Source organism: Arthrobacter sp. 10T416, from assembly GCF_056394165.1.
Window position 1 is genome coordinate 26,964 of the sequence record NZ_JBFTHI010000001.1, and the last position, 12,047, is coordinate 39,010.

General features: G+C 67.8%; 9 protein-coding genes. 4 read left to right on the plus strand and 5 right to left on the minus strand.

Annotated elements, in window-relative coordinates:
* Positions 1 to 55: 55 nt before the first annotated feature.
* The 5 genes from AC1DBE_RS00125 to AC1DBE_RS00145 form a co-directional block, all read right to left on the minus strand.
* Positions 56 to 484, minus strand: a complete 429-nt coding sequence (locus tag AC1DBE_RS00125; RefSeq protein WP_476879659.1) for an OsmC family protein — start codon at positions 482 to 484, stop codon at positions 56 to 58.
* A gap of 130 nt (positions 485 to 614) precedes the next feature.
* Positions 615 to 965 carry a hypothetical protein gene (locus AC1DBE_RS00130; protein ID WP_476879660.1) on the minus strand — a complete coding sequence of 117 codons (351 nt, stop codon included), beginning with the start codon at positions 963 to 965 and terminating at the stop codon, positions 615 to 617.
* A 165-nt stretch (positions 966 to 1,130) separates the two neighbouring features.
* On the minus strand, positions 1,131 to 2,906 hold the full coding sequence (sucB, locus tag AC1DBE_RS00135) for a 2-oxoglutarate dehydrogenase, E2 component, dihydrolipoamide succinyltransferase (protein WP_476969254.1): 1,776 nt from the start codon (positions 2,904 to 2,906) through the stop codon (positions 1,131 to 1,133).
* Positions 2,907 to 3,025: 119 nt separating this feature from the next.
* Positions 3,026 to 4,411 (minus strand): dihydrolipoyl dehydrogenase, encoded by a 1,386-nt coding sequence (gene lpdA / locus AC1DBE_RS00140; RefSeq protein WP_476903460.1) that lies wholly within the window; start codon positions 4,409 to 4,411, stop codon positions 3,026 to 3,028.
* A 267-nt stretch (positions 4,412 to 4,678) separates the two neighbouring features.
* On the minus strand, positions 4,679 to 6,205 hold the full coding sequence (locus AC1DBE_RS00145) for a leucyl aminopeptidase (protein WP_476969255.1): 1,527 nt from the start codon (positions 6,203 to 6,205) through the stop codon (positions 4,679 to 4,681).
* A 308-nt stretch (positions 6,206 to 6,513) separates the two neighbouring features.
* On the opposite strand from AC1DBE_RS00145, the gene AC1DBE_RS00150 reads away from it, so the two are divergent.
* The 4 genes from AC1DBE_RS00150 to AC1DBE_RS00165 all read left to right on the plus strand — a co-directional run bounded on the left by AC1DBE_RS00150 (position 6,514) and on the right by AC1DBE_RS00165 (position 11,865).
* Complete coding sequence (locus tag AC1DBE_RS00150; protein ID WP_476969256.1) at positions 6,514 to 7,452, plus strand: proteasome assembly chaperone family protein; 939 nt, start codon at positions 6,514 to 6,516, stop codon at positions 7,450 to 7,452.
* Positions 7,453 to 7,486: 34 nt separating this feature from the next.
* Positions 7,487 to 8,818 (plus strand): MFS transporter, encoded by a 1,332-nt coding sequence (locus tag AC1DBE_RS00155; RefSeq protein WP_476969257.1) that lies wholly within the window; start codon positions 7,487 to 7,489, stop codon positions 8,816 to 8,818.
* 127 nt (positions 8,819 to 8,945) lie between these two features.
* Complete coding sequence (locus tag AC1DBE_RS00160) at positions 8,946 to 10,262, plus strand: DUF4192 family protein (protein ID WP_476969258.1); 1,317 nt, start codon at positions 8,946 to 8,948, stop codon at positions 10,260 to 10,262.
* 268 nt (positions 10,263 to 10,530) lie between these two features.
* The gene (locus tag AC1DBE_RS00165; protein ID WP_476969259.1) at positions 10,531 to 11,865 is read left to right on the plus strand and encodes an RNA polymerase sigma factor; all 1,335 of its coding nucleotides are present in this window, start codon (positions 10,531 to 10,533) and stop codon (positions 11,863 to 11,865) included.
* Positions 11,866 to 12,047: the final 182 nt, after the last annotated feature.

Below are 12,047 nucleotides of genomic sequence, written 5' to 3' on the forward strand. Positions count from 1 at the left end.
GCCCCCGTCCGGAATCTCCGGACGGGGGCCGTTGTGCGTGCAGGGCAGGCCAGGACTAGGCAGCGAGCGTCGCGTCCAGGCTGATCTTGATGCCGGTCAGGGCGGCCGACACCGGGCAGCCGGTCTTGGCTTCCTCGGCGATGCGCTGGAACTCGTCCTCGGAGATGCCGGGTACGCGTGCGTTCAGGGTCAGGTGGCTTCCGGTGATCCCCGTGCCGGGCTCAAAGGTGACGTCGGCCTTGGTGTTGACTTCCTCCGGCGTGTGGCCGGCCTGGGCCAGGGCGTGGCTGAAGGCCATGGAGAAACAGGCCGAGTGCGCGGCGGCGATGAGTTCCTCCGGGCTGGTCTTGCCCTCGGCGGCTTCGGCGCGCGCCTTCCAGGTGACGTCGAAGTTGCCCAGCCCCGAGCTGTCCAGGGTGGTGTTGCCCGCCCCTGACATCAGGTCGCCGTTCCATACAGTGTGTGCGGTGCGTGTCGTTGCCATGTCCACTCCTCAGCGTCGTTGAATCAGGATCCTGCCTGGCGGCGGATCCTGCCTTGTCCATCCTAGGGTGAACGACGACGGCGACGCACCCCGTGTGGGGTGCGCCGCCGTCGTGGTGGAGAAGCGGAGGCTACTGCCAGAGGGTCGCGATCGCGATGTTGAGCAGGGCCAGTCCGCCGACGCTGTGGGCGAGTCCCTTGCTGATCGGCTCGTCCTTCTTGTACTTGCGGCGGCCGATGAAGGCCAGCACGGCCACGACTAGGGCCACCGTGAACTTCACGCCGAGTTTGGCGTAGTTCGCGTCCATGTCGAGGGCCGGGATCAGGCCCATCATGGCAATGCCGGTGATCAGCTGCAGGACGGCGCCATCGAACTGGCGGGGGTGGACGGTGGGCTTCTTCATCTGGCCGATCCAGATGCCGACGATCATGGTCGCGCCGATGATGTGCAGGAAGACCAGGATGTCGAACAAAATTTTCATGGCTTCAGTCTAACCAGAGATTTCTACGGAACGTAGTAGGACCGGCGGGTGGGTTGGACGCAGAACGGCGACGGGGGTGCGGGCGTTGCGGTGGTTTCCCACTGCTGCCCGCACCCCCGTCGCCGTTGGTACTGTGTGGCCCCCGGACCCGGGGACTGCCTGCTGCTAGAGGCCGAGGTCGGCTTCGAAGGCGCCTTCCTCAAGGCGGGCCTTGAGGGTCTGCAGGAAGCGTCCTGCGTCGGCGCCGTCCACCAGGCGGTGGTCGTAGGTCAGGGAGAGGTACATCATCGAGCGGATGGCGATCGAGTCGTCACCGTTCTCATCGGAAACAACCACGGCGCGCTTGACGATCGCACCGGTGCCGAGGATGGCCACCTGCGGCTGGTTGATGATCGGGGTGTCGAAGAGGGCGCCGACGGAGCCGATGTTCGTGATGCTGAACGTGCCGCCGGAGAGCTCGTCCGGGCCGATCTTGCCGTTGCGGGTACGGTCCGCGACGTCGGCGATCTTGCCCGCCAGGCCGGCCAGGTTCAGGTTCCCGGCATCAGCGATGACCGGTACCAGCAGCCCCTTGTCGGTGTCTACCGCAATCGCCAGGTGCTCGGCGTTGTGGTAGGTGATTTCCTGCTTGTCCTCGTCGTAGGAGGCGTTAACCTTGGGGTGCTGCTTCAGGGCCTCGGCGACCGCCTTGGCGATGAAGGGCAGGAAGGTCAGCTTCGAGCCGTTCTGGGCCTGGAAGGAGTTCTTGGCCTTGGCGCGCAGCTTGGCGACCTTGGTCATGTCCACCTCGTGCACCTGGGTCAGCTGGGTGGAGATGTCCAGCGACTCGCGCATGCGGCGGGCGATGACCTGGCGGATGCGCGGGGCCTTCTGCACGGTGCCGCGCAGCGAGGAAACATCAGTCGACGCCGCGGCCGGGGCTGCGGAAGAAGCTGCCGGTGCGGCGGCGGCAGCCGGGGCTGCCTTGGCCTCGGCCGCTGCGAGCACGTCCTGCTTGCGGATGCGGCCGCCGACGCCGGTGCCGGTCAGCGAGGAGATGTCCACGCCCTGCTGGTTGGCGAGCTTGCGGACCAGGGGAGTGACGTAGCCGGACTCAGCGGAAGCCGATGCCGCGGGGGCTTCCTGCTTCGGTGCTTCCTGCTTGGGGGCCGGGGCTGCGGCCGGAGCCGGCGCAGCCGGTGCTTCCTGCTTGGGGGCTTCGGCCGGGGCGGGAGCAGCAGCCGGAGCGGCGGGTGCTTCCTGCTTGGGAGCTTCCTTGGGGGCTTCGGGTGCCGGGGCGGCAGCCGGAGCCGCGGCACCGGAGCCGATGACGGCCAGGACGGAACCGACCTCGGCCGTCTCGTCCTCGGCAACGCGGATTTCCTGCAGGGTGCCGGCGACCGGGGACGGGATCTCGGTGTCGACCTTGTCCGTGGAGACCTCGAGCAGGGGCTCGTCGACCTCGACGGTGTCGCCGATGCTCTTGAGCCAGCGGGTGACGGTTCCTTCGGTGACGCTTTCACCAAGGGCGGGGAGGGTGACCTCGTGGCCCTCGCCGGCCGGAGCGGCGTCCGCCGCGGGTGCGGCCTCGGCGGCCTCGGCGGCCGGGGCAGCCTCAGCGGGGGTTTCGGCTTCGGCGGCCGGTGCTTCAGCGGCGGAGGGCGACTCGGCGGGTGCTTCTTCGGCGGCCGGAGCCGCGGCCGGGGCAGCTTCGGCGGAGCCCGAGCCGTCACCGATGCGCACCAGCGGGGCGCCGACTTCGGCGGTCTCGTCCTCGGCGACGAGGATTTCCTCGATCACGCCGGCGATCGGAGAGGGGATCTCGGTGTCTACTTTGTCGGTGGACACTTCGAGCAGGGGCTCGTCCACTTCCACCCGGTCACCGACCTGCTTCAGCCAGCGGGTGACGGTTCCTTCGGTGACGCTCTCACCGAGGGCGGGCAAGTTAACGGATTCAGACATGTCGTCCCCGTTCTCCTTATTGATGTAGTGCGGATGGTTGCTGCCGTGTCTTCGAGCCTAGTGCACCCGGCTTTCGGGCCGGGTGCACTAGGCACGGGGTAATGCTTGTGCTGGCTGGATTAGCCGTGCAGGGGCTTGCCGGCGAGGGCGAGGTGGGCTTCGCCCAGGGACTCGTTCTGCGTCGGGTGGGCGTGGACCAGCTGGGCCACGTCCTCCGGGTAGGCTTCCCAGTTCACGATCAGCTGTGCTTCACCGATCTGCTCACCCATGCGGGCGCCGATCATGTGGACGCCGACGACGGGGCCGTCCTTCTGGCGGACCAGCTTGACGAGGCCGGAGGTACCCAGGATGGAGCTCTTGCCGTTGCCGGCCAGGTTGTATTCCTGGGTCTCGACCTGATCGTCGCCGAACTTGGCCTTGGCGGCCTTCTCGGTGTACCCGACGGTCGCGATTTCCGGCTCGGAGTAGGTGACCTTGGGGATGTTGACGTCCTCGACCACCACCGGCTTGAGGCCGGCGATTTCCTCGGCGACGAAGATGCCCTGCTGGTACCCGCGGTGGGCAAGCTGGACGCCCGGGACGATGTCGCCCACGGCGTAGATGTTGCCGACGCCGGTGTGCAGGCGCTCGTTGGTGATCACGAAGCCGCGGTCGATGGTCAGCCCGGCTTCCTCGTAGCCGAGGTTGGCCGTGACGGGGCCGCGTCCGACGGCCACCAGCATGAGGTCGGCCTCGAAGGTTTTGCCGTCAACAAGGGTGACCTTGACGCCGTCGTCGTTCTGCTCGACGCCCTGGAAGAAGACGCCCGTGGAGAACTTGATGCCGCGCTTCTTGAAGGCACGCTCGAAGTTCTTGACGATGGTGGCGTCCTCGTTCGGAACGAGGGAGGGCAGGCCTTCGACGATGGTGACATCGACGCCGAAGGACTTCCATACCGAGGCGAACTCGACGCCGATGACGCCGCCGCCGAGGATGATGGCGCTCTTGGGAATGAAGTCCATGGTGAGGGCTTCGTCGGAGGTGATGACCTTGCCGCCGATTTCGAGGCCCGGCAGGGTGCGGGAGTAGGAGCCGGTCGCGAGGACAATGTTCTTGCCCTTGTACGCGGTGCCGTTTACGACCACGGTGTCATTGCCCTGGAGCTTGCCCTCACCCTCAATGACGGTGATGCCCTTCTTGCCCTTGATAAGTCCCTGGAGGCCCTTGAACTTACCGGCAATGATGCCGTCCTTGTAGGCGTTCACGGCGGTGATGTCGATGCTGTCCAGGGTCACGTTGACGCCGTACTTGGCGGAATCACGGGCGTGGTCGGCCAGTTCCGCGGAGTGCAGCAGTGCCTTGGTGGGGATGCAGCCGTTGTGCAGGCAGGTGCCGCCGAGCTTCCCCTTTTCGATGAGGCCGACGGTAAGGCCAAGCTGGACGGCGCGGAGCGCAGTCGCGTAGCCGCCGCTGCCGCCGCCGAGTACCAGGATGTCGAATTCTTGCGCAGTTGCCTGATCGGCCACTAAAACGCTCCCTCGCGTGAACGATGACACGAGAGTACGCATCATCTGGTCTTGGAACCTGTCTGCCGCGATTATGCCAGCAGCGCTGGTTCCCTATCGTTTGGAATTACTTCTGTGAAGCTCTTTGCTGTGAAACTACGGTTCACCTTAGCGAACCACTAATACATGCTCCACCTTGTGATGGCGTTTGTGGAGCGCTTGTGTCCAGTGTCACGCGGCCCTGTGGCGGGGGGATCAGTTCCCGCCGCCACAGGCCCGCGTGGCGGACTAGACAGTCGCGGCGAGGATGTCCTCGACGTACGCCACCAGGGTCCGGACCGTGCTGCCGGTGCCCTGCTTGTGGTTGTAGCCGTACGGGCTGCCGGTGTTGAAGGACGGCCCGGCGATGTCGATGTGGGCCCACGGGATCTGCTCCCCGTCCTTGCCCTTGCCGACGAACTCGCGCAGGAACACCGCCGCGGTCATCATGCCGCCGTGGCGTTCGCCGATGTTGGCGATATCCGCCACCTGCGAGTCCAGGCTGGGGCGCAGCTCCTCGGGCAGTGGCATCGGCCAGACCAGCTCGCCGGCGCGGTCCGCGGCGGACTTCAGCGCGCCAGTGACCGAATCCGAACCCATCACGCCGGCCGTGCGGTCGCCGAGGGCGATCAGCTGCGCGCCGGTGAGCGTGGCGACGTCGATGATYGCGTCCGGGTATTCCTGGCTCGCCGCGACGATGCCGTCGGCCATGACCAGGCGGCCTTCGGCGTCGGTGTTCAGGACCTCGACGGTCTTGCCGCCGAAGATGGTCAGGACGTCAGCGGGACGCTGGGCGGCACCGGAGGGCATGTTTTCGGCGATGCAGAGCCACGCGGTGGCCTTGACCGGCAGGCCCAGTTCGGCGAGGGCCAGGACAGTGTTGAGTACGACGGCGGCGCCGGCCATGTCGCTCTTCATCTCGCCCATACCGAGGTGCGGCTTCAGCGAGATTCCGCCGGTGTCGAAGGTGATGCCCTTGCCCACGAGGGCAATCTTGGCGGTGGCCTTGGCGGGGGCGTATTCGACCTTGACCAGGCGCGGCTGCCGGGTGGAGCCCTTGCCGACGCCGAGGATGCCGCCGTAGCCGTCCTTCTCCAGGCGCTTCTCGTCCCAGACCGTCACCTTGACCGGCAGGCCCTTGGCGAGTTCCTTGGCGGCGTCGGCGAACGTCTCGGGGTAGAGGTGGCTCGGCGGCTGGTTCACCAGCGAGCGGGTCGCGTTGACGGCCTTGCCGATGAGGGAGGCGCGCTCCAGGACGGGCGCCAGGGCCTTGTCCGTGGCGAAGTCCGTGAGGATCCGGACGTTCTTGACCGGGTCCTTGAGGCCGTCCTTGGTGGAACGGTACTCATTGAAGGAGTAAGCGCCCATGGCGGCGCCCTCGGCGACGGCGGCGACGGCGCCGAGGTCCGGCGTCGGAAGCGCAAGGGTGACGGTGGCGACGCCGGCAAGCTGGCGCACAGCCGAGCCGGCCGCGCGGCGCAGGGCCTCTTCCGCGATGGGGGTGCCCGCGGAGACCTTGCCGACACCGGCAAGGACCAGGACGGGTGCGCCGGCCTCGGGCAGGCCGGGAAGCCGGTGTGCCTGGTCTGCGGCGCCGGTCAGGCCGAGGACATTGAGGGATTCGGCCAGCGCCTCCGCGGCCTTGGCCGTGAGCGGGTTCTCCAGCAGGACGGGGCCGTCGGCGCCCTGTCCCACGCCCACGACGAGGGCATCGGACGGGGACTTCTTCAGGTCTCCGCTGACCGCGCTCAGTTTGACTTCGGTATTCTTGACCACGAGGACAGTCCTCAATTCTCTGTGATATTTCGGCAGGAACTGCATGTTCGGCGCCCTGCCATGGGTACCTGCGCCACCGTCGGCGTTGCACGCATCCCGGTGTCTGCAAGGCCAGCTGTAAGGCCAGTTCCGATCGTAGTCTCTCCCCGGCGCCGGAGTTCAATTTAATGAGAGCTGGCACACAGTTGGGGCAGGAATTACCCCGGCCGGCCGCGCGTTGTAGGTGGTATCGGCACACGGCCCGCAGCGGCCACGGTGCCCGCCGCGGCGGCACTGCCGCCCCCTTGCTACCGAGAGAGGAACACGTCGTGATGGAACGGATTTCCGGCTCCCTGCTGGACCCTGAAACGCTCTACGTCCGTGATGACGCGCTGTTCCGCAGCCCCGAACTGCGCGGGCTGAACCTGCTGATGGGTTTTACCGGCTTCGCGGACGCCGGGCACGTGGTCAGCCAGATCACCGCGGAACTGCTTGACACCCTCGATTCCGAACTCGTCGCCGAGTTCGACGCCGACCAGCTGATGGACTACCGGTCCCGGCGCCCGCAGGTGAGCTTCGTCGAAGACCACCTGCAGGACTACCAGGCACCGCGGCTGGCCCTGCACCGGCTGACGGACGGGCTCGGGAATCCGTTCCTGCTGCTGGCCGGGTCCGAGCCGGACCTGCAATGGGAACGGTTTGCCCGCGCCGTGGTGGGCATCGTCAAGGAGTTGGACGTCAACATGGCGGCCTGGATCCACTCCATCCCGATGCCGGTCCCGCACACCCGCCCCGTCGGGGTGACGGTCCACGGCAACCGGCCCGAACTGATCGAAGGCATCTCAGTCTGGAAGCCCACAGTGGAGGTTCCCTCCGCCGTCGGCCATCTCCTCGAACTGCGGCTGGTCGAAGCGGGGCGCAACATCGCCGGCTACGTCATCCACGTCCCGCATTACCTGGCCGAAGCCGAGTACCCCACCGCCGCCGTCGCCGGCCTGGAATACCTGGGCGCGGCCACCGCGCTGATGCTGCCGACAGACCGGCTCCGGGAGGCCGGACGGGAAGTCGGCCGACAGATCGCCGAACAGATCAACGCCTCCGAAGAAGTGCAGCAGGTGGTCTCCCGGCTCGAAACCCGCTACGACGAGAAAGCCGAAGGAACGGTGCGCCGGTCCCTGCTGGCGGACGAAAACGACCAGCTGCCGAACGCCGATGCGCTCGGGGCCGCCGTCGAGGCCTACCTTGCCCGTAAAGATCCCGGCGAATAAATACTATTTATGACGCGGGGGGCATAATGGGGGAGTGACTTCCCCCCGCGCCTGGCTCATCTGGATCGTCGGGGTCTTCGCGTATCTGGTGGCTGTGAGCCAGCGCACCTCGTTCGGGGTGGTGGGCCTGGAAGCCACCGCACGCTTCCACGCCAGTGCCGCCCAAATTTCCTTCTTCACCGTCCTGCAACTGCTGGTTTACGCCGGCCTGCAGATCCCGGTCGGGGTGTTGGTGGACCGGTTCGGCTCCCGCGCCATGATTGCCGGGGGCGCCCTCCTGATGGGCCTCGGCCAGCTGCAACTCGCCTTCGCCGACGGCATCCCCGCGGGTGTCCTGGGCCGTGTCCTCGTCGGCGCCGGTGATGCCATGACCTTCATCGCCGTCATCCGGCTGCTTCCGTTGTGGTTCGCGCCGTCCCGCGTACCGCTGCTCACCCAGCTGACCGGCATGTCGGGCCAGCTCGGCCAGCTGTTCAGCGTGGTGCCGTTTGCGCTCATCCTGCACTCAGCCGGCTGGACCCCGGCTTTCCTGACCCTGGCCGGAATGTCAGGGCTCGCCGTCGTGCTGGTGGTCCTGCTGTTGCAGGACCTGCCGCCGGGCCACCCCGCGCCGGAACCGTCCCAGGGCTTGCGCGCGACCGGCGTCTCGCTGGCCCGGGCGTGGAAGCAGCCAGGCACCCGGCTGGGCCTGTGGAGCCACTTCACCGTCCAGTTCAGCGGCACCGTCTTCGCCATGACGTGGGGTTACCCGTTCCTGATTTCGGCCCAGAAACTCAGCCCGGCCACCGTGTCCGCGCTGATGGCGCTCTATGTGGCTGCGGCGATCGCGGCCGGACCGCTGATGGGCCGGTTCGTGGCCAGGCACCCGCTGCGGCGCTCCACCATGGTGCTGCTGATCTCCGCCGCGACGGCAGCTGCGTGGGCCGCCGTGCTGCTCCAGCCCGGCCGTTCGCCGCTCTGGCTGCTGGCCGGTCTGGTGGTGGTGTTGGCCATCGGCGGCCCCGGCTCGATGATCGGCTTCGACTTCGCCCGGACCTTCAACCCGGCGCACCGGATCGGGACGGCCACCGGCATCGTGAACGTGGGTGGCTTCATCGCGGCCCTGATGTCCATCTTCCTGATCGGGCTAACACTCGACGCATTGCACCTGGGCGGATTCTCGCCCGAAGGACTCTACAGCCTGGACGCCTTCCGGATCGCGCTGAGTGTGCAGTTCCTGATCCTCGGCGGGGGCGCCGTGGCAATCCTCATCATCCGGCGCAAGGTGCGGCGGCAGATGGCGGCGCAGGGTGTCGTTGTCCCGCCGCTGCTGAAGGCGCTGGCCGAGCAGCGCCGGGTTGCCGCGGAACGCCGCCGCACACCCTGACTCGGTGTACTCGCGCGGACGCGCCTGGGCGCTGGCCGTGTTGCTCCCTCTAGTCCGGTGAGGGCGGTTGTCCACATACGGCAGCTCGTGGCTAACGCGGCCGGACGGCCCGGACGAGGCTGGCCCTATGACAGCTCCCGACCATCTGAAGATCAGCGGCCCCGAGGACATCCTGGGGTTCATTCCGCACTCCCTCGGCTACTGGCCGGCCAACAGCCTGGTCGCCATGACCCTGCAGGGCAATCGCCTGGGGGCAACACTGCGCGTCGACCTCCCGCCGGCCTCCCGCTGCCGGGGCGGCGGCCCGGCCGCCTTTGCCAGGACGGTCCGCGACTACCTGGTGGCGGATGAGGACGCCGACGGCAGCCTGCTGGCTGTCTTTGAAGGCGCGCCCGGCAGCACGTCAACTGACGGTATTGCGGACGAGGCCGGGGATGCTCCAGACAACGACGGCGGGGACCGTCCCGATGCCGCGGCGCTGGACCGGCTCCTTCGGGCACTCGACCGAACCCTCGGCCGGGCCGGTCTCCCTGTCCGGGACGCCTGGGTGGTCGGCGAGCGGTACTGGCGCAACGCCTTCTGCACGGACCCCTCCTGCTGCACACCGCCGGGGCGGCCCGTCGAGGACATCAGGAACAGCCCCCTCAACGCCGAGATGGTTTTCCGGGGCAGCAGCGTCGGCGCCCCGCCCGGGGCCGCGCCCGGGGCCTCCGTGCCGGCCCGCCCGCCCGCGGAGGAGCCGGACGACCTGGCGGCCGAGGACCGGTGGTCACAGGAGTTCTCAGGGAGATGGCGGGACCGTGCGCAGTTCGGCGCCGTACTGGATGTGTGGCAGCGCGTTCTCGGCGGCGGGACGGAGCCGCCGGCAATCCCGCCCGCGCTGCCGGCGGGGCTCGCCGGATACCTTCGGGCCACCTTGTGCGTCGCGGCCTGGCGTGACGCGGTCCTGGTGATGGCCGCGGCCGGGCGTGACGCCGCCGAAGCCGGTGCCGAGCAGTTCGGCATGTTCGATTCGGGCCCCGGCCTGCCCGGACCGACGCCGGATTTCGCGGGATTCCCGGAGGCCATGGCGGCGCCGCGGGATGCGCCCGCGGGGCCGGCAGCACCGGGAATGGACCCGCCCGGCTACGGGGATGTGCTCCTCGGGCTCCAGCCCCGGGTACCCGACTGGACCCGGCTGGCTCAGCTTGAGCGGACCCTGGTCCGGCTGGGCAACAGCGGCGGGGGAGAAGCCCGCGCCGCGGCCCTCACCGCCCGGGGATGGATCGAATGGTGCCGGGGCCGGGGATCCTTCGCGGACGCCCTCTTCGCCGGCGCCGTCGTGGAGCTGCCCGGGTACCGCCTGGCGGAACTGCTGGCCGAGCTCGGCCGCAGGGGGACGCTGTGCGGATGGGCGCGGCGGAAGGAAGCGGCCTGGCAGAAGTTCGACCCCGATGCCGCCTGAGCCGGAGCGGACATATTCCGTGGAGGCGGACCGCCCGAGGGCCCGATCCGGAAAATCGTGAGACAATGGTTGGCGAGACCCGGTTGGGTCCGTGTATCGAGTGCGTGTAGCGAACCTTGGAAACAGGGAACATTACGGTCGCCCCGGCAGTTCTACTAAGTGGCCCTGCCGGACGTGATTTGCGCCTGATGTCAAACGCGGACTTGACAGGGTCATAGTGGTGTTGCCCGTATGGTGATTCCACAGACCGCCGCTAGAAAGGTTTTCTGTGACCCCGTCTTCCGCGAAGAAGGAACCCGCCGACCAGGCCGTATTGTCTCCCGAGGAGAAGAAGGCCGCGGCTAACGCCAAGCGTGCCGCCACGCGTGCAGCCAACAAGGCAGCAAAAGACGCAGCCTCCGCAGCGGGCGATGACACCGACTCGGCAGTCGCCAAGCCTGAGCCCAAGAAGCGCGGGCCCAAGCCCGGCGCCAAAGCCGCGGCAGAAGCCGCAAACAAGTCCCGCGATGAGGACTCCGACGACGTCGACGCCGACGAGGACCTCGATGAGGCGGCCCCCGACGCCGCCGAACTGACGGAGGACGGTGACGAGGCCGCAGGCAAGTCCGCGACCGCCGCCACCGGCTCCGGCTTCGTCTACTCAGACGCCGACGACGACGACGCCCCCGTGCAGCAGGTTATGTCCGCCGGCGCCACGGCCGACCCCGTTAAGGACTACCTGAAGCAGATCGGCAAGGTCGCCCTGCTGAACGCCGAGCAGGAAGTTGACCTGGCCCTCCGCATCGAGGCCGGCCTGTTCGCCGAAGAGAAGATCGCGGCCGACGACGGCTCCATGGAGCCCAAGCTCAAGCGTGAGCTCGAGTTCGTCATCCACGACGGCAAGCGCGCCAAGAACCACCTCTTGGAGGCCAACCTCCGCCTGGTGGTCTCGCTGGCCAAGCGCTACACCGGCCGCGGCATGCTGTTCCTGGACCTCATCCAGGAAGGCAACCTGGGCCTGATCCGTGCAGTCGAGAAGTTCGACTACACCAAGGGCTTCAAGTTCTCCACCTACGCCACCTGGTGGATCCGCCAGGCGATCACCCGCGCTATGGCCGACCAGGCCCGCACCATCCGTATCCCGGTGCACATGGTGGAAGTCATCAACAAGCTGGCCCGCGTCCAGCGCCAGATGCTGCAGGACCTCGGCCGCGAACCCACGCCGGAAGAGCTGGCTCTCGAGCTGGACATGACGCCGGAAAAGGTCGTCGAAGTCCAGAAGTACGGCCGCGAACCGATCTCGCTCCACACCCCGCTGGGCGAGGACGGCGACTCCGAATTCGGTGACCTCATCGAGGACTCCGAGGCCGTGGTCCCGGCCGACGCGGTGAGCTTCACCCTCCTGCAGGAGCAGCTGCACTCGGTCCTGGACACGCTCTCCGAGCGTGAGGCCGGCGTCGTTGCCATGCGGTTCGGGCTGACCGACGGACAGCCGAAGACTTTAGACGAAATCGGCAAGGTCTACGGCGTCACGCGCGAACGCATCCGCCAGATCGAATCCAAGACCATGTCCAAGCTGCGGCACCCGTCGCGCTCACAGGTCCTGCGCGACTACCTGGACTAAACATCCTCCAGCCAACGCGGGGTCACCTCCCGCCCGCGATCCACGGATCCACGGGCGTGAAGTGACCCCGCGTTGGTCGTTTAAGGCGTTGGTCGTCTAAGCGGTTATCCACCCACCGTTTAACGCCGAAAGGCCCCTCCGCAACGGAGGGGCCTTTCGCGGAACCCCGGCCGGGGGTCCCT